The organism is Terribacillus sp. 7520-G (assembly GCF_002271665.1).
Classification (GTDB): Bacteria; Bacillota; Bacilli; order Bacillales; family Amphibacillaceae; genus Terribacillus.
This window is the reverse complement of record NZ_NQFP01000011.1, coordinates 49,729-67,167: the sequence shown is the minus strand read 5'-3', so window position 1 is coordinate 67,167 and position 17,439 is coordinate 49,729. Positions and strand designations below refer to the sequence as shown.

17 protein-coding genes are annotated in these 17,439 nt (G+C 50.2%); 16 read left to right on the top strand and 1 reads right to left on the bottom strand.

Translation table 11 applies throughout. From position 1 onward, the window contains the following. Positions 1 to 64: 64 nt before the first annotated feature. Genes purE through purD form a run of 12 tightly spaced genes read left to right on the top strand, consistent with a single transcriptional unit; the run spans position 65 to position 12,628 of the window. On the top strand, positions 65 to 556 hold the full coding sequence (purE, locus tag CHH53_RS05000) for a 5-(carboxyamino)imidazole ribonucleotide mutase (protein ID WP_095215026.1): 492 nt from the start codon (positions 65 to 67) through the stop codon (positions 554 to 556). Beyond that, on the top strand, positions 543 to 1,670 hold the full coding sequence (purK, locus tag CHH53_RS04995) for a 5-(carboxyamino)imidazole ribonucleotide synthase (protein WP_095215025.1): 1,128 nt from the start codon (positions 543 to 545) through the stop codon (positions 1,668 to 1,670). The genes purE and purK overlap by 14 nt, the downstream gene beginning before the upstream one ends. Beyond that, a complete protein-coding gene (gene purB, locus CHH53_RS04990; RefSeq protein WP_095215024.1) occupies positions 1,667 to 2,962 on the top strand; it encodes an adenylosuccinate lyase in 1,296 nt (431 codons plus the stop codon). The genes purK and purB overlap by 4 nt, the downstream gene beginning before the upstream one ends. Before the next feature lie 25 nt (positions 2,963 to 2,987). Continuing rightward, the gene (gene purC / locus CHH53_RS04985; RefSeq protein WP_095215023.1) at positions 2,988 to 3,701 is read left to right on the top strand and encodes a phosphoribosylaminoimidazolesuccinocarboxamide synthase; all 714 of its coding nucleotides are present in this window, start codon (positions 2,988 to 2,990) and stop codon (positions 3,699 to 3,701) included. Beyond that, positions 3,698 to 3,949 carry a phosphoribosylformylglycinamidine synthase subunit PurS gene (purS, locus tag CHH53_RS04980; RefSeq protein WP_095215022.1) on the top strand — a complete coding sequence of 84 codons (252 nt, stop codon included), beginning with the start codon at positions 3,698 to 3,700 and terminating at the stop codon, positions 3,947 to 3,949. Before purC ends, purS begins: the two co-directional genes overlap by 4 nt. Further along, positions 3,946 to 4,629: a phosphoribosylformylglycinamidine synthase subunit PurQ gene (gene purQ, locus CHH53_RS04975; RefSeq protein WP_095215021.1), complete on the top strand. Its 684-nt coding sequence runs from the start codon at positions 3,946 to 3,948 to the stop codon at positions 4,627 to 4,629. Before purS ends, purQ begins: the two co-directional genes overlap by 4 nt. Then, on the top strand, positions 4,613 to 6,835 hold the full coding sequence (gene purL, locus CHH53_RS04970; protein ID WP_095215020.1) for a phosphoribosylformylglycinamidine synthase subunit PurL: 2,223 nt from the start codon (positions 4,613 to 4,615) through the stop codon (positions 6,833 to 6,835). The genes purQ and purL overlap by 17 nt, the downstream gene beginning before the upstream one ends. Beyond that, positions 6,811 to 8,223 carry an amidophosphoribosyltransferase gene (gene purF / locus CHH53_RS04965; RefSeq protein WP_095215019.1) on the top strand — a complete coding sequence of 471 codons (1,413 nt, stop codon included), beginning with the start codon at positions 6,811 to 6,813 and terminating at the stop codon, positions 8,221 to 8,223. Before purL ends, purF begins: the two co-directional genes overlap by 25 nt. 10 nt (positions 8,224 to 8,233) lie before the next feature. Beyond that, the gene (gene purM / locus CHH53_RS04960) at positions 8,234 to 9,259 is read left to right on the top strand and encodes a phosphoribosylformylglycinamidine cyclo-ligase (RefSeq protein ID WP_095215018.1); all 1,026 of its coding nucleotides are present in this window, start codon (positions 8,234 to 8,236) and stop codon (positions 9,257 to 9,259) included. After that, positions 9,256 to 9,810 carry a phosphoribosylglycinamide formyltransferase gene (gene purN / locus CHH53_RS04955; RefSeq protein ID WP_095215017.1) on the top strand — a complete coding sequence of 185 codons (555 nt, stop codon included), beginning with the start codon at positions 9,256 to 9,258 and terminating at the stop codon, positions 9,808 to 9,810. The genes purM and purN overlap by 4 nt, the downstream gene beginning before the upstream one ends. Positions 9,811 to 9,829: 19 nt before the next feature. After that, positions 9,830 to 11,356 carry a bifunctional phosphoribosylaminoimidazolecarboxamide formyltransferase/IMP cyclohydrolase gene (gene purH / locus CHH53_RS04950; RefSeq protein WP_095215016.1) on the top strand — a complete coding sequence of 509 codons (1,527 nt, stop codon included), beginning with the start codon at positions 9,830 to 9,832 and terminating at the stop codon, positions 11,354 to 11,356. A gap of 18 nt (positions 11,357 to 11,374) precedes the next feature. Further along, a complete protein-coding gene (purD, locus tag CHH53_RS04945; RefSeq protein WP_095215015.1) occupies positions 11,375 to 12,628 on the top strand; it encodes a phosphoribosylamine--glycine ligase in 1,254 nt (417 codons plus the stop codon). Between the two features lie 39 nt (positions 12,629 to 12,667). Here purD and CHH53_RS04940 read toward each other — a convergent pair whose 3' ends face one another. Beyond that, the gene (locus tag CHH53_RS04940) at positions 12,668 to 12,892 is read right to left on the bottom strand and encodes a YgaP family membrane protein (protein WP_158221486.1); all 225 of its coding nucleotides are present in this window, start codon (positions 12,890 to 12,892) and stop codon (positions 12,668 to 12,670) included. A 167-nt stretch (positions 12,893 to 13,059) separates the two neighbouring features. On the opposite strand from CHH53_RS04940, the gene CHH53_RS04935 reads away from it, so the two are divergent. The 4 genes from CHH53_RS04935 to pcrA all read left to right on the top strand — a co-directional run bounded on the left by CHH53_RS04935 (position 13,060) and on the right by pcrA (position 17,431). Further along, a complete protein-coding gene (locus CHH53_RS04935; protein WP_093727343.1) occupies positions 13,060 to 13,362 on the top strand; it encodes a YerC/YecD family TrpR-related protein in 303 nt (100 codons plus the stop codon). A 15-nt stretch (positions 13,363 to 13,377) separates the two neighbouring features. After that, positions 13,378 to 14,370: a Gfo/Idh/MocA family protein gene (locus CHH53_RS04930; RefSeq protein ID WP_095215013.1), complete on the top strand. Its 993-nt coding sequence runs from the start codon at positions 13,378 to 13,380 to the stop codon at positions 14,368 to 14,370. Positions 14,371 to 14,508: 138 nt separating this feature from the next. Then, positions 14,509 to 15,198 (top strand): heptaprenylglyceryl phosphate synthase, encoded by a 690-nt coding sequence (pcrB, locus tag CHH53_RS04925; protein ID WP_095215145.1) that lies wholly within the window; start codon positions 14,509 to 14,511, stop codon positions 15,196 to 15,198. A 13-nt stretch (positions 15,199 to 15,211) separates the two neighbouring features. After that, positions 15,212 to 17,431, top strand: coding sequence for a DNA helicase PcrA (gene pcrA, locus CHH53_RS04920; RefSeq protein ID WP_095215012.1), 2,220 nt, complete (start codon positions 15,212 to 15,214; stop codon positions 17,429 to 17,431). Positions 17,432 to 17,439: the final 8 nt, after the last annotated feature.

The window sequence follows — 17,439 nt, the reverse complement described above, 5'->3', positions numbered from 1 at the left end:
TCTCTCATTTAGCGGGAGGGTGAATAGGCTTTTTTTACGGGAAAAAATAGGAAAGAGGGATAAGATGGCGGAGATTGGAATCATCATGGGCAGCATCTCTGATTGGGAAACGATGGAGCATGCGTGCAAGCTGCTGGAAGAGCTGGATATCCCTTATGAAAAAGAAGTGATCTCAGCTCACCGGACACCGGAGGATATGTTTGAATATGCATCAAGTGCCAGGGATAGAGGATTGAAGGTGATCATTGCCGGTGCAGGCGGTGCAGCTCATTTGCCCGGAATGGTTGCCAGCAAGACGACATTGCCCGTGATCGGTGTCCCGGTACAGACAAAGGCACTGGACGGGATGGATTCCTTATTATCAATCGTCCAGATGCCAGGGGGTGTTCCGGTGGCTACGGTGGCAATCGGGAAAGCCGGCGCCAAAAATGCCGGTATCCTGGCAGCGCAAATGCTTGGCATCCATGACAGCGCGATTGCCGAGCGCCTGACAGCTTATCAGCAAGGGATGAAAGAACAAGTGGCAGAAATGAGGGATCAGCTTGCGACCAAATAATATCATCACCATCGGCATACTTGGCGGCGGTCAGCTTGGCCGTATGATGGCAACAGCAGCCAAGCATATGGGATACCGCATCATCGTCCTTGATCCAACGCCTGATTGTCCGGCTGCGCAAGTGGCGGACTTGCATATCGAAGCGGCCTATGATGATCGGGACGCTATCCGAAAATTGGAAAGCTTAAGCGATGTCGTCACCTATGAATTCGAGAATGTCGATCTGGGAGCTGCGAAGCTTTTGGAGGAAGTCGGGAAACTCCCGCAGGGCTCGCTTCTTCTGGAAATCAGCGGAGATCGTGCGAATGAAAAGAACCTGATGAAAGAACTGGATCTTCCGGTGGCGCCTTTTGCAATCGTAACGGACGAAAAGGAATTGTTGGCAAGCATCAGGGAGATCGGTTTCCCAGCTGTCGTAAAAACCTGCCGCGGCGGATATGACGGCAAGGGACAGCTAAAACTGAATACGAAGGAAGACTTGAAAGAAGCTGCGGAATTCGTCCGGCAGAACGGCCGCTGTATCATGGAAGCCTGGCTCACCTTCGATAAGGAAATATCGATTGTCCTGACGAGGGGGCAAGATGGGCAAATAACCTATTTCCCGGTAGCGGAAAATGAACATCGGGATCATATTCTATATCGGACCATTGCTCCGGCTGCTGTCGCGGACGAAGTGGCGGAGCAAGCACGCATCGCTGCCGGTAAGCTGGCTGAAGCCGCCGGTGTTGTCGGGACCTTCACCGTCGAGATGTTTGTATCAGGCAATGAACTGTATATGAATGAGGTGGCGCCAAGACCGCATAATTCGGGGCATTATACGATTGAAGCTTGTACGGTTTCGCAATTCGAGCAGCATATCCGCGCCATCTGCGGACTGCCTCTTTTGCCGGTCCATTTTATCGGGGCTGCCGTTATGATAAATTTATTAGGAGAAGCGCTGGACCAGTATTGGGGGCATCCTGACAGACCGCTTGCCCACATTCATGATTATGGCAAGCAGGAAGCCAAGCCGAAACGGAAAATGGGACATTTTACGATGGTTGGAACGTCAAGGAAATCCTTACTGGATGAAACCGACGCCTTTACACGATCACTAGGAGGAAACAATGCATGATTGAACGTTATACAAGAGAAGAAATGGGCAAAATCTGGACGGATGAAAATAAATATCAGGCATGGCTTGAAGTCGAAATCCTGGCATGTGAAGCATGGAGTGATTTAGGTGTCATTCCCGAATCCGATGTGAAGGCATTGCGTGAAAACGCGTCCTTCGATATCAACCGCATTCTGGAGATTGAAAAAGAAACACGTCACGATGTGGTGGCCTTCACGCGTGCAGTATCCGAGACATTGGGCGAAGAACGCAAATGGGTGCATTACGGCCTGACTTCCACCGATGTAGTGGATACAGCTTTATCTTATCTCTTGCTGCAAGCGAACAAAATCATCCGCAAAGGTATCGTCGATTTCATCGATATCCTGGAAGCAAAAGCAAAGGAGCATAAGCATACCGTCATGATGGGCCGCACACATGGTGTCCACGCCGAACCGACAACTTTCGGTTTGAAAATGGCGCTATGGTATGAAGAGATGAAACGGAACCTGGAGCGTTTCGATGCTGCTGCCGAAACAATCCAGTATGGAAAGCTTTCCGGCGCGGTTGGTACATATGCAAACATCGATCCATATGTAGAGAAATATGTGACGAAAAAGCTAGGCTTAAAGCCGGCACCGGTATCCACACAAACATTGCAGCGTGACCGCCACGCCCAATATATGAGCACATTGGCGCTGATTGCAACCAGCATCGAGAAATTCGCGACAGAAATCCGCGGACTCCAAAAAACAGAAACACGCGAAGTGGAAGAATTCTTTGCAAAAGGTCAAAAAGGTTCCTCTGCGATGCCGCATAAACGTAATCCGATCGGATCCGAAAACATGGTCGGTATGTCGCGTTTGATCCGCGGCCATATGATCACCGCTTACGAAAACGTGGCACTTTGGCATGAACGCGATATTTCCCATTCATCTGCCGAGCGCGTCATCTTGCCAGATGCGACAATCGCGCTGGATTATATGCTCCATCGTTTCTCGAATATCGTGAAGAACCTGACTGTCTTCCCGGAAAACATGAAGCGTAATATCGACCGCACATATGGCGTCATTTTCTCTCAGCGTGTATTGCTTGCGCTGATCGACAAAGGCATGAGCCGTGAGCAAGCATACGATATCGTCCAGCCGAAGGCCATGGAAGCCTGGGAAACAGAAACACAGTTCAAGCATCTTATCGAAGCAGAAACAGAAATCTCGGCATTCCTGAGCCAGGAAGAAATCGATGACTGCTTCGACTATACGTATCACTTGAAAAACGTGGATCAGATTTTCCATAAAATCGGACTAGAATAATACTTTGACAAACGGGGTGGAGAACGTGAAAGGTAAATTGCTGTACGAAGGAAAAGCCAAGCAAGTATTTCAATCAGCAGAAAAAGAGCAGGAGCTCGTGCTGTCTTATAAAAATGATGCAACAGCATTCAATGGCAAGAAGAAAGCAAGCTTCGAAGGAAAAGGCCGCTACAACAATCTTATCTCGACCCATATTTTCGAATACTTGCAGGAGCAGGGCATTTCCTCGCATTTCATCAAGCCGCTCAGCGAGACTGAGCAGCTGGTGAAGAAGACGACGATCGTACCGCTCGAAGTGGTCGTTCGGAATGTTGCAGCAGGCAGCATTACGAGAAGACTCGGTATTCCGGAGAAGACCGTTTTCCAGCCCGTTTTGACAGAGCTTTACTATAAGGATGACAGTTTGGATGATCCGATCATCAATGATGCGCATGCATTGCTCCTGACGGATCTGAATGAAGAGGAGCTCGCTTTCATCAAGCAAGCGGCTTTGGAGGTCAACCAGCATCTGCAGGCATTCTTTGACAGAGTCGGTCTGCAGCTGGTCGATTTCAAGCTGGAATTCGGCCGTGACCAAGATGGCTCCATCCTCCTTTCCGATGAAATCTCCCCGGATACATGCCGGCTTTGGGATAAGGAGAATGGCGGCAAGATGGACAAGGATGTGTTCCGGGAAGACCTGGGTGACTTGATCGACGTATATGATGCAATCTTAAATCGACTGGAGGCAGCAAAATGAAAAAGGTAAAAATCTTCATCACGCTGAAAGAAGGGGTCCTCGACCCGCAAGGTAAGGCTGTACAGGAAGCATTGCAGGCAAATGGATTCCCGGATGTGGCGGACACACGAGTCGGCAAATACATCGAAATGACGCTGCCGGATGAAGCTGATGTGGCATTGGAAGTACAGCGGATGTGCGATAAGCTGCTTGCCAATCCTGTCATGGAAGAATACAGCTATACAGTCGAGGAGGGTATACGCTCGTGAAATTTGCTGTCATCGTTTTTCCGGGTTCCAACTGTGACCGTGATATGTATCATGCTGTCCGTGATGGCTTGGGAGAAGAAGTAGATCTTGTATGGTATGAATCTGCCAATCTGGCAGACTATGATGCCATTTTGCTTCCGGGAGGATTCAGCTATGGTGACTACCTGCGTTCCGGCGCAATCGCGTCTGTATCCGATGTTCTGAACCAAATCAAACAAAAGGCAGAAGCGGGCACTCCTGTCCTTGGTGTGTGCAATGGCTTCCAGATCCTATTGGAAACAGGCTTGCTGCCAGGTGCAATGCTGCGCAACGAGAAGCTGAAATTCATGTGCCATTATGAAACGCTTGTTGTGGAAAGGGATGATACGATTTTCACAACCGGCTATGAAAAAGGGCAGGAAATTCAAATTCCGATTGCTCACGGAGAAGGGAATTATTATTGCGACGATGCGACATTGGAAGAGTTGAAGCAAAATAATCAGATTGTTTTCACTTACAAGAACAATCCGAACGGTTCCCGGGCCGATATTGCCGGAATCGTCAATAAAGCAGGCAATGTGCTGGGCATGATGCCGCATCCTGAACGGGCGGTCGAGGATTTGCTCGGCTCGAGCGATGGGCTGGCGATGTTCCGATCCGTACTACATCACTGGAGGGAAATGTATGTTACAACAAGCTGAAATCAGTCCGGAAAAAATCGAACAGGACCGTCTGTATCGGGATATGGGTCTGACGGATGAAGAATTCCAATCCGTCAAAAACATCCTCGGCAGGCTTCCGAATTTCACGGAAACAGGCATTTTCTCCGTCATGTGGTCGGAGCATTGCAGCTACAAGACATCCAAGCCATTATTGCGCAAGTTCCCGACGAAGGGGCCGCATGTGCTGCAGGGACCTGGTGAAGGTGCCGGAATCGTCGATATCGGCGATGACAAAGCAGTCGTATTCAAAGTGGAAAGTCATAACCACCCATCGGCTGTCGAGCCTTATCAAGGTGCAGCCACAGGGGTCGGCGGCATCATCCGTGATGTCTTCTCCATGGGTGCCCGTCCGATCGCTTTATTGAATTCCTTGCGCTTTGGCAACTTGACGACGCCGCGCGTGAAATATTTGCTGGAAGAAGTGGTTCACGGCATCGCCGGTTACGGTAACTGTGTCGGCGTACCGACTGTCGGAGGCGAAATCCAATTCGATGATAGTTACGAAGGCAACCCGCTAGTCAATGCCATGTGTGTCGGTTTGATCGACCAGAAGGACATCCAAAAAGGTATCGCTGCCGGTGTCGGCAATACGGTTATCTACGCTGGTGCACCAACTGGCCGTGATGGTATCCACGGTGCGACATTTGCATCGGAAGACCTTAGCGAAGAATCCGAATCGAAGCGCCCTTCTGTACAGGTCGGCGATCCATTCATGGAAAAGCTTCTCATCGAAGCATGCCTGGAAGTGATTCAGCATGAGGCGCTTGTCGGTATCCAGGACATGGGTGCGGCTGGTTTGACATCAAGTGCGAGTGAAATGGCAAGTAAAGCGGGCATGGGAATGGAAATGAACCTTGACCTCGTGCCGCAGCGTGAACAGCATATGACGCCTTATGAACTGATGCTGTCAGAGTCTCAGGAGCGTATGCTGCTTGTCGTGAAGAAAGGCCAGGAGCAGGGCATCATCGATGTATTCGAAAAATACGGACTGCAGGCTGTCGCAGTCGGAACCGTGACGGATGATAAACGTTTCCGTCTCCTGCATCACGGGGAGGTGGCAGCAGATATCCCGGTCGACAGCTTGGCTGAGGATGCACCGGTATATTACAAGGACTCCAAAGTCCCGGATTATTATACAGAATTCCAGACAATCGACTACAAGCCCGCTGTGGAAGATCATGCTGCTGCATTGAAACAGCTTTTGCAGCAGCCGACAATCGCCAGCAAGGAATGGGTTTATGACCAATATGATTCCATGGTTGGCGCTAGCACAGTAGTGGCGCCTGGAAGTGACGCGGCTATCGTTCGTGTGCGCGGGACAGAGAAAGCAATTGCGATGACAACGGATTGCAACTCCCGTTATATCTATTTGGATCCCGAAACAGGCGGCAAGATTGCCGTGGCGGAAGCAGCCCGCAATATCGTCAGCTCTGGTGCCAAGCCGCTTGCGCTGACAGATGGCTTGAACTTCGGCAACCCGGATAAACCAGAGAATTTCTGGCAAATGGAGAAGAGCGTCGATGGTATGAGTGCGGCATGCCTGGCATTGGAAACACCAGTTATCAGCGGAAACGTGTCCCTTTACAATGAGTCCAACCAGCAGGCGATCTTCCCGACACCGGTTGTCGGGATGGTCGGATTGGTCGAGAACCTGGCGCATGTGACGACAAGCCAATTCAAGCAATCTGGCGATGCCATTTATCTATTGGGCGAAACAAAAGCGGAATTCGGCGGCAGTGAGCTGCAGAATGTCCTGGAAGGTCGCTACTTTGGCAAGGCACCTGTAATCGATCTTGATGTGGAAGCCGGCAATCAGCAGGCAGTGTTAACCAGCATCCAACAAGGATTGGTTGCGTCTGCCCATGACCTTGCAGAAGGCGGCCTCGGTGTGGCGCTGGCGGAAAGCTTGTTCGGTACAGGGCTTGGAGCTGATGTGACAATCGGCGGCGATGCAACTGCAGCGCTCTTCAGCGAGTCGCAATCCCGCTTCCTTTTGACGGTTTCTCCGGAAAATCAGGCAGCCTTCGAACAGGCAGTGCCAAGTGCGAAGCAGATCGGCGCGGTGACAGAAGAAGCAGGGCTTGTCATCAAGCATGACGGACAGACCATCATCTCAGAAACTGTACCGACACTAGAAGCACTTTGGAAAGGAGCTATCCCATGCTTGCTGAAATCAAAGGCTTGAATGAGGAATGCGGCGTCTTTGCGATTTGGGGACATGAAAAAGCGGCAGAAGTGACGTACTATGGCCTTCACGCCCTGCAGCACCGCGGGCAGGAGGGAGCCGGCATCGTCACGACCGACAGGGAAAATCTTCATTTGCACAAAGGGATCGGTCTGATCAATGAAGTGTTTTCTGAAGGCCAATTCAACAAGCTGAACGGCAATGCGGCCATCGGTCATGTCCGGTATGCTACAGCAGGGGGCGGCGGCTATGAGAACGTACAGCCATTGCTGTTCCGTTCCCAAAAGGATAGCCTGGCCATCGCCCATAACGGAAATCTCGTCAATGCATACGGACTGAAGCAGCAGCTGGAAGCACAGGGCAGCATCCTGCAAACATCATCTGATACAGAGGTGATTGCCCATCTGATCAAACGCAGCGGACAGATAGAATTGGAAGATGCGATCAAATCGGCGCTTAGCATGGTCAAAGGTGCTTACAGCCTGACGATCCTTACCGAAACACAGCTGTTTGTTGCTGTCGATCCCAAGGGATTGCGACCATTGTCGCTTGGGCGCCTTGGTGATGCTTGGGTCGTTTCCTCTGAAACATGTGCCTTCGATGTGACAGGAGCTGAATATGTGCGCGAAGTGGAGCCTGGTGAGTTGATTACGATCAGCGATGCGGGTCTTCATACACAGCGTTTTTCTTCCATGCTGGAACGGTCGCTTTGTTCGATGGAATATGTATACTTCTCCCGTCCCGATTCCAATTTGAACGGACAGAATGTCCATGCATCCCGTAAGAAAATGGGGAAAGTCCTGGCGCAGGAAGCACCGATCGATGCCGATGTCGTGACCGGTGTGCCGGATTCCAGTATTTCGGCTGCTATCGGATTCTCGGAAGCAACCGGCATTCCTTATGAGCTTGGTTTGATCAAAAATCGCTATGTAGGCCGCACCTTCATCCAGCCTTCACAGGAGCTGCGTGAGCAGGGTGTGAAAATGAAGCTGTCAGCGGTCCGCGGGATCGTCGAAGGCAAACGCGTTGTCATGGTCGATGATTCCATCGTACGCGGCACCACAAGCAAACGGATTGTCAGGATGCTGAAGGAAGCCGGGGCGACGGAAGTGCATGTGCGTATCGCATCCCCGCCGATTCAGAATCCTTGTTTCTACGGAATCGATACGTCCACGACCTCTGAGCTGATTGCTGCCAATCACAGCATCGAGGAAATGCGTGAGCTGATTGAAGCAGATTCCCTGTCTTTCCTGACGGTTGAAGGTCTGGAGGATTGCATCGTCGGAGATAACGACAAGATGACCCATGGTATTTGCAAAGCATGCTTTACAGGAAACTATCCAACCGAAATCTATCCGGATACAGTACTTCCGGCGTACAAATGTTAGGAGGGCAAGCATGAGTGAACTTTACAAGCAAGCCGGCGTAGATGTCGAAGCGGGCTATCGCGCAGTGGATTTGATGAAAAAACATATCAAGCGTACGGACCGGCCGGAAGTGATCGGCGGTGTCGGCGCGTTTGCCGGACTTTTTGACTTGTCGTCCTTTTCCTACAAGGAGCCGGTGCTTGTTTCCGGAACGGACGGGGTGGGCACAAAGCTGAAGCTTGCTTTTGAGATGGATCGGCATGATACGGTCGGAATCGATCTTGTCGCCATGTGTGTGAATGACATCATCGCGCAGGGAGCACAAGCATTATTCTTTCTTGATTATATTGCCTGCGGCAAAAACGAACCGGAAAAAATCGAACAGATCGTCAAGGGTATTGCCGATGGCTGTGTCGAAGCGGGTGCTGCTCTGATCGGCGGCGAAACGGCCGAAATGCCAGGCATGTATGGAGCGGATGAATATGACTTGGCAGGCTTTGTCGTCGGTATCGGCGAAAAGGAAAAGCTGATCAGCGGAGCAGGTGTCGAAAAGGGAGATACGATCATCGGAATCGCATCAAGCGGTCTGCATTCCAATGGCTTTTCTCTGGTAAGGCGTCTGATCGAGCAGAACGGACTGAACTTGGAGGAAGTGTATGCACCATTCGATCGTCCTTTAGGGGAGGTTTTGCTGGAGCCGACCAAAATCTACGCCAAAGCAGTGCGAGCTGTCCAGGAGAAGATCGATATCCATGGTATCTCCCATATCACCGGCGGCGGCTTCCATGAAAACCTGCCCCGCGCAGTACCTGAGCATCTAGGTGTGCGAATTCAGACTGACAGCTGGGAGCTGCCGGCTGTTTACGAATTCCTGATGGAAAGAGCACAGCTTGTCTTCGAGGATATGCTCGGTGTATTCAATACAGGCATCGGCATGGCGCTTATCGTTTCCCCGGATGATGCGGAGCGGGTCATATCCATTCTGCGGGACGCTGGTGAAAGTGCCTGGATCATCGGGGAAGTGACGGATAAGCCAGGCGTGGAGTTTTCCGCATGATTGCCGCTGCCGTATTTGCTTCAGGAAGCGGCAGCAACGCCGAAGCAATTGTACAGGCATCCGACTTGCCTTGCTCGATTGCAGTGCTCGTTTGTGATAAGCCGGAAGCACCTGTTATTTTAAAAGCAAAACATTGGAATGTAGAAACTTTCGTCTGCGATCCAAAGACTTTTCCGGATAAACAGACCTATGAACAAGCCATTCTCGCAAAGCTGAAAGAAAAGCAGATAGAGTGGATCTTCCTGGCAGGCTACATGCGCCTGATCGGACCGACACTGCTGGAAGCTTTTCCAGGAAGGATCGTGAACATCCATCCGTCCTTATTGCCTGCATTTGCCGGCAAGGATGCCATCGGACAAGCTTTGGCAGCAGGCGTGAAAGTAAGCGGTGTGACAATCCATTATGTTGATGCAGGCATGGATACCGGCACCATCATCGCCCAGGAAGCAGTCCAGGTACAGGATACAGATACACGTCAGACATTACATCGACGGATTCAAGCCATCGAGCATCGGCTTTATCCGGAAACGATTCGATCCATACTTACATAACGAGAAAGGAATGAAAGCAATGCCACGTGCGTTGATCAGCGTATCAGATAAAACTGGAATCATCCCGTTCGCCAAAGGTTTGGCAGCATTGGATTATGAAATCATCTCTACCGGAGGCACATTGAAACAGCTGCAGGAAGCAGGCATTCCGGCTATGGCAGTATCCGACGTCACAAAATTCGATGAAATCATGGACGGTCGTGTGAAAACTCTCCATCCAGCCATCCACGGCGGACTGCTGGCGAGAAGGGACCTCGAAAGCCATATGCAGGAGCTGAAAGAGCGCGATATCACACCAATCGATTTGGTGGTGGTGAATCTTTATCCTTTCAAAAATACAATCGAGAAAGCCGGCGTGACCGAAGCCGATGCGATTGAGAATATCGATATCGGCGGACCGACAATGCTTCGCTCGGCTGCAAAGAACTTTGCTGGAGTCACAGTCCTTGTCGACCCGGATGATTATGATGCGACATTGTCTGCTTTGCAGCAGGGGGAACTTTCCTATGAAGCGAAACGCCGTCTGGCAGGAAAAGTGTTCCGTCATACCGCAAATTATGATGCGATGATTGCGTCTTATTTTGCAGGGTTGAATGAGGAGCAAGATACGGAAACGCTGACACTTACATATGAAAAAGTCCAATCCCTGCGTTATGGGGAGAACCCGCATCAAGCAGCGGCGTTTTATAAGGAGCCGATCGTCAAAGGTGCCTCGATTGCAAACGCCAAGCAGCTGCATGGCAAGGAGCTGTCCTATAACAATATCCAGGATGCCAATGCGGCACTGGAGATTGTCATGGAATTCCAGGAGCCGGCTGCGGTGGCGGTCAAGCATATGAACCCTTGCGGCGTCGGCATCGGCGATACCATCTCCAATGCATTCCGCAAAGCATTCGAGGCCGATCCAACATCCATTTTCGGCGGCATCGTGGCCTTGAATCGGGAAGTGGACAGAGATACGGCATTGCAGCTGAAAGAAATCTTCCTGGAAATTGTCATTGCACCAAGCTTCACGGAGGAAGCAATGGCCCTATTGACAGAGAAGAAAAATATCCGCCTATTGGAGCTGGCAGCAGACAAGATCCGGCAGCCGAAAAAAGTCGTCAGCGTAAGCGGCGGTTTACTTGTCCAGGATCATGACACAGGTGCAGTGACGGAAGCGGATTTGACAGTAGCTACCGATCGCAAGCCGACAGAGGAAGAACTGAAGGATCTGCTCTTTGCCTGGAAAGTCGTGAAGCATGTGAAATCCAATGCAATCGTAGTCGCAAAAGAGGATCAGACAATCGGTGTCGGTGCTGGTCAGATGAACAGGGTCGGTGCAGCTGAAATCGCCTTGGAACAAGCCGGAGAGAAAGCGAAAGGCGCGGTGCTTGCATCCGATGCTTTCTTCCCGATGCCGGATACAGTCGAAGCAGCGGTGCAAGCTGGTGTGACAGCTATCATCCAGCCAGGCGGCTCCAAACGGGATGAAGATTCCGTGGCTGTCTGCAACAAGCACAATATTGCCATGGTTTATACGGATATGCGCCACTTCAAGCATTAATCGTCAGGAGGAGACATTGTGAAAGTTCTTGTAATAGGCAGCGGCGGCCGTGAACACAGCATCGTCGCGAAGCTCGCTTCAAGCACGAAGGTATCTGCTCTGTATGCAGCGCCTGGGAACGGCGGCATAGCGGATTTGGCTACTTGTGTGCCGATAGATGTAACAGCTGTTGAGGAGCTTGTACGCTTTGCCAAGGAAGAACAGATCGACTGGACGTTTGTCGGACCTGAGATTCCTTTGCTGGCAGGAGTCGTCAATGCATTCCAGCAGGAGGGATTGCATGTTTTCGGTCCGACAAAGGAAGCAGCTTTGATCGAAGGCAGCAAGGATTACGCCAAGCGGTTCATGCGCACGCATGGTATACCGACTGCTGCAAGTGAAACCTTTTCGGATGCAGAGAAAGCAAAAGCCTATATTGCCGAACAGGGTGCACCGATCGTTGTCAAAGCGGATGGTCTTGCAGCTGGTAAAGGTGTTGTCGTCGCTCAGACGGTTGAAGAAGCAAATGAAGCTGTGGAGAGCATGCTCGTCGGCAATCAGTTCGGTCAGGCAGGCAGCCTGGTTGTCATAGAGGAGTTCCTTGAGGGCAAGGAATTTTCACTGATGGCTTTCGTCCATGGTAAAAATGTTTATCCGCTCGTGCCTGCCCGGGATCATAAACGCGTTTATGATAATGATGAAGGACCGAACACCGGCGGCATGGGAGCTTTTGCACCAATTCCTGATTTGAAGCAGACAGTGATCGACGAAGCTGTCAGCCGTATCCTGAAGCCTGCTGCTTCTGGCCTGGCCGAGGAGAAACGTCCCTTTACTGGTGTTCTTTACGCCGGTCTCATCGAAACAAGCAACGGTCCGAAAGTAATCGAATTCAACGCACGCTTCGGTGATCCCGAAACACAAGTCATCCTGCCGCTTTTGGAGAATGATTTGCTGCAGGTGATGCAGGATGTCACGGCTGGTGAAGATCCAAAGCTGAAGTGGAAGGACGCCTATGCGACTGGAACGGTCATTGCTGCAAGCGGCTATCCCGGAAGCTACGAGGAACAGCTTCCGATACCAGACTTATCCGGGCTTCCGAATGATGTATTCTGCATTCACGCCGGGACGGAAAGAAAGGCAGATGGCTTTGTTTCCAGCGGCGGACGTATCTTGTTCATCGGATCTGTACATCATAATCGGGCGGTCGCAGTGGAAAGTGTCAAAAAAGGGCTGGATATTTTCAAAGATAATCCTTCCTTCCATTATCGGACGGATATCGGGTTCGGGGAATAAAACGAAAGAAGAACTGGGATAAAGGCCAGTTCTTCTTTTTTATTCTTCTTTGGAAGCTTGTTTTTGACGAAATTGGTTGATCAAAGTCATGCTCGGGCAATATCGGACGATACCCTCGGCAATCTTGATTGCACCTGCCAATAACACCAAATGGGCGGTGAACTGCTTTGGCTTTGTGACGAGTGCAGCTGTCGCATACCCGACCATGCTGACGCCGGCAGCAATTCGGATCATTGCCTGGATCAGCCCCATATTCGGTTTCATTTTTTGGCACCCCTTTCCTTCTGCCAGCTTAGTTTTTCCTGCCATGACAGGGGTTTATGCTAGTATAAAAATTCCAATGCGCGTCGTATTACGCAAAAGCCTCAAGATGATGTATGATAAAGGATAAGGTAAGAAGCACATCCGTACGTATGGGGGAGGGAAGCTGCATGCAGCTTGACAAGCTCCGTGGTGAGCATTTAGATGAATTATTCAAGGCTATCCTTTCATTGAAGGATATCGAGGAATGCTATCGTTTCTTCGATGACATTGCAACCATCAGCGAAATTCAATCGCTTACACAGCGTCTTCAGGTTGCGAAGATGCTCCGTGATGGGGCGACGTATCATAGCATCGTCCAGGAAACAAGTGCATCCACGACAACGATTTCCCGGGTGAAACGCTGCCTCAATTATGGAAACGACGGCTATAATACAGTACTTGAACGTTTGGAAGAAAAAACAGAAGAATAAGGGAGCTGACATGGGATGGTGCGCTTTGGTGTGATCGGAACGAATTGGATAACGGAATCCTTTTTGGAAGCAGGAAAGAAAGTAAAGGACTTTGAACTGACAACCGTTTATTCCCGGAAAGCTGAAACGGCGGAGGAATTCGCCAAGAAGCACAAAGCAGTACATACGTTCACTGACATTGAAGAAATGGCAGCGAGCGGAGAGATCGATGCAGTTTATATCGCGAGCCCGAATGCTTTGCATGCGGGACAAGCGAAGATTTTCATGCAGCATGGCGTTCATGTATTATGTGAAAAGCCGCTGGCATCCAATACGGCAGAAGTCAAGGATTTGATTGAAACAGCGAAACAGCATGATGTTCTGTTGATGGAAGCAATGAAATCGACATTCTTGCCGAACTTTCAAGCGGTAAAGGAACATTTGGGTGAAATCGGAACGGTGCGGCGCTATGTGGCTCAGCTTTGCCAGTATTCTTCCCGTTATGATGCGTATCGGCAAGGCACGATCCTGAATGCCTTCAATCCCGAGCTCAGCAATGGTGCAACGATGGATATCGGTATCTATTGCATATATCCGCTGGTTGCGCTGTTTGGCAAACCAAAGGAGATAAAGGCAAGCGGAACCTTGCTTGAATCGGGCGTCGATGGACAAGCAACGATCACATTGACGTATGACGGAATGGAAGCAGTCGTCTACTATTCCAAAATCACCAGCTCCACGCAGCCTTCCGAAATACAAGGAGAAGATGCGACGATCCGGATCGATCATATCGGGCATTTTGAAGATGTGACGATCCAGTATCATGACAGCACAGAGAAAACCATCAGCGGTCCGCAGGATAATGAACATCGTATGTTTTATGAAATAGAGGAATTTGTGAGCTTGATTCAATCCGGAAAACGGGAATCGGCCATCAATACACATGAGTTGGCGCTGAATGTAGCGGAAATCATGGAAAAAGCAAGAATCCAGTTCGGCCTGATTTTCCCGGCCGACCGGATCCAATGATACCGAAAGCCTGGCAAAAGATTGCCGGGCTTTCTTCGTTCGTAAAGTCTTCGTATTTTCCTCCTGGTTATCACTCAATTATCCAGTCGATTTTTGCTATAATGAACGTTATGGAAGCAAGTAATGGAGGATGCGTACGTGTATAACATGAAAGAGTGGAAACATATATTCAAGCTCGATCCAGCTAAGGAAATCGGCGATGAAGAGCTGGAGAAAATCTGTGAGTCCGGAACGGATGCCATCATCGTCGGCGGTACGGACAATGTGACATTGGATGGTGTCCTCGATCTGCTGGCGCGGATCCGCCGCCACACAGTTCCGGTCATCCTGGAGATAAGCACAATGGACTCGATTACACCTGGCTTTGATTTTTATTATGTGCCGATGGTGATGAACAGCAAAGACAAGCAATGGATCATGGGGCTGCATCATGAAGCTGTGAAGGCATACCGGGATATGATGCACTGGGACGAGATCATGATGGAGGGTTATTGTGTCATCAATCAGGAAGCGAAGGTTTTCACCCATACGAACTGCGAAATGCCGTCTGAAGAGGATATCATCGCTTATGCTTATATGGCGGAGCATATGTACAAGCTCCCGATATTCTATCTGGAAAACAGCGGCGCGTATGCAGATCCGGAACTTGTCGGCAAGGTGAAAAATCAGCTCTCGAACACATTGCTGTTTTATGGGGGCGGCATCGCTTCACCGGAGCAAGCAGCCGAAATGAAGCAGTATGCAGACGTGATTATTGTCGGAAACAGCGTATATGATAATATAAAGGCTGCCCTGAAGACAGTGGAAGCAGTAAAAGGAAAGAAATGAAGGCGGTGCAAACATGAGCCGATTGGCGAATGATTTAATAAATGGTTTGAATAAGGAACAGGCAGAGGCGGTACAGCACACGGAAGGACCGCTGCTCATCATGGCTGGTGCCGGAAGCGGTAAGACACGTGTGCTGACGAACAGGATTGCCTATTTGCTGGGGGAGAAGGAAGTATCGCCGCGCAGCATCTTGGCGATCACTTTCACGAACAAAGCTGCCCGTGAGATGCGGGAGCGTGTGCACAAATTGGTCGGGGAGGAAGGTTCCCAAATATGGGTTTCCACTTTCCACTCCATGTGTGTGCGCATTTTACGCCGTGATATAGACAGAATAGGATATAATAGCAATTTTTCCATCCTTGATACGAGCGATCAGCTATCTGTCATCAAGCAAGCACTGAAACGGCTCAATCTGGATCCGAAGCAATATGATCCGCGCGCGATGCTTGGTGCCATCAGCTCAGCAAAGAATGAACTGATCACGCCTGAACAGTACAGCAAGGAAGCTGGCAGTGTTTATGAACGGAAAGTGGCTGAAGTATTCGACTTGTATCAAAAAACGTTACGCCGCAATCAATCACTGGATTTCGATGATTTGATCATGCAGACAATCCAGCTGTTCGACCGCGTGCCCGAAGTGCTGCAATACTACCAGCGCCGTTTCCAATACATCCATGTGGATGAGTACCAGGATACGAACCATGCGCAGTACCGTTTGGTGAATCAGCTCGCTTCCCGTTATAAGAACCTCTGTGTGGTAGGGGACTCCGATCAGTCCATTTATCGCTGGCGGGGAGCCGACATCACCAATATCCTGTCTTTCGAGAAGGATTATCCAAATGCGAAGGTCGTCATGCTGGAACAGAACTACCGCTCGACGAAAACGATCCTGGATGCGGCAAATAAAGTCATTGCCAACAATACAGGGCGCAAGCCGAAGAACCTTTGGACCGATAATGCGGATGGAGCAAAGCTGCGTTATTACGAAGCAGCAACAGAACGCGATGAAGCATTGTATGTGACCGAGAAGATCGAGGAAATGGTCATGAAGGAGAAGAAACGCCATTATCGTGATATCGCGATTCTTTACCGGACGAATGCCCAATCCCGTTCCATCGAGGAAACGTTTGTAAAAGCAGGAGTCCCATATCAAATGATCGGCGGCACGAAGTTCTATGACCGCAAGGAAATCAAGGATATGCTGGCCTACTTGCGTCTGATAGCAAACCCCGATGATGACATCAGTTTCGAGCGGGTAGTCAATGAGCCGAAGCGCGGCATTGGAAAAACCTCCATTGAAAAGCTGCAGGCATATGCCAATGAGCATGAACTTTCCTTGTTCGAGACACTTAAGGAAGTCGATTTCACAGGTGTAAGTGCCAAAGCGGCCAATGCCTTGAGCGAATTCGGGACAATGATCAGCAATTGGAGCAACCAGATGGAATTCCTGACGGCAACGGATATGGTCGAGCAGGTGCTGGAAGGTTCAGGCTATGAAGAAATGCTGAAAGCAGAGCGGAGCATCGAATCCCAAAGCCGTCTCGAGAACTTGGAAGAGTTCAAGACAGTGACCAAAAACTTCGAGCAGACAAGTGAAGACAAGTCCCTGGTTGCATTTTTGACGGATCTCGCACTGATTGCGGATATCGATTCGATGGATGATGACCCATCCAGTGACGATAAAGTCGTCCTTATGACACTTCATGGTGCCAAAGGGCTTGAATTTCCGGTAGTATTCCTGATCGGGATGGAAGAGAATGTGTTCCCGCACAGCCGTTCCCAAATGGATGAGACGGAGATGGAGGAAGAGCGTCGTCTTGCATATGTGGGCATCACCCGTGCAGAAGAGGAGCTATTCCTTACCAATGCCAAGATGCGGACATTGTTCGGCCGGACGAATATGAACCCGGTCAGCCGTTTTATCGGTGAAATTCCGAATGAGCTGCTCGAAGGCATGCAGGAAACCAAACAAAATCCATTCGGACTCCAAAGCCGTCGCCAACAGCCGAAGCCGCAGGAGCAAAAGCGCATTGTCCGCAAGCCGAAGCCAAAATCAGGAGCCGATGCGCTTGGATGGAGCCCTGGTGACAAGGCAGTCCATAAGAAATGGGGCGAAGGAACAGTGGTGAAGGTCAATGGAGAAGGAGAGGCGATGGAGCTTGATATCGCCTTCCCGGCACCGGTTGGCATCAAACGGCTGCTTGCTTCGTTCGCACCGATCACAAAAGCTTAACTGAGGTG

Coding starts and splice junctions, on each gene's coding strand:
- purE (WP_095215026.1), top strand. CDS start 65: ATGGCGGAGATTGGAATCATCATGGGCAGCATCTCTGATTGGGAAACG.
- purB (WP_095215024.1), top strand. CDS start 1,667: ATGATTGAACGTTATACAAGAGAAGAAATGGGCAAAATCTGGACGGAT.
- purS (WP_095215022.1), top strand. CDS start 3,698: ATGAAAAAGGTAAAAATCTTCATCACGCTGAAAGAAGGGGTCCTCGAC.
- purL (WP_095215020.1), top strand. CDS start 4,613: ATGTTACAACAAGCTGAAATCAGTCCGGAAAAAATCGAACAGGACCGT.
- purF (WP_095215019.1), top strand. CDS start 6,811: ATGCTTGCTGAAATCAAAGGCTTGAATGAGGAATGCGGCGTCTTTGCG.
- purM (WP_095215018.1), top strand. CDS start 8,234: ATGAGTGAACTTTACAAGCAAGCCGGCGTAGATGTCGAAGCGGGCTAT.
- purN (WP_095215017.1), top strand. CDS start 9,256: ATGATTGCCGCTGCCGTATTTGCTTCAGGAAGCGGCAGCAACGCCGAA.
- purH (WP_095215016.1), top strand. CDS start 9,830: ATGCCACGTGCGTTGATCAGCGTATCAGATAAAACTGGAATCATCCCG.
- CHH53_RS04940 (WP_158221486.1), bottom strand. CDS start 12,892: ATGAAACCGAATATGGGGCTGATCCAGGCAATGATCCGAATTGCTGCC.
- CHH53_RS04935 (WP_093727343.1), top strand. CDS start 13,060: ATGCAGCTTGACAAGCTCCGTGGTGAGCATTTAGATGAATTATTCAAG.
- CHH53_RS04930 (WP_095215013.1), top strand. CDS start 13,378: ATGGTGCGCTTTGGTGTGATCGGAACGAATTGGATAACGGAATCCTTT.
- pcrA (WP_095215012.1), top strand. CDS start 15,212: ATGAGCCGATTGGCGAATGATTTAATAAATGGTTTGAATAAGGAACAG.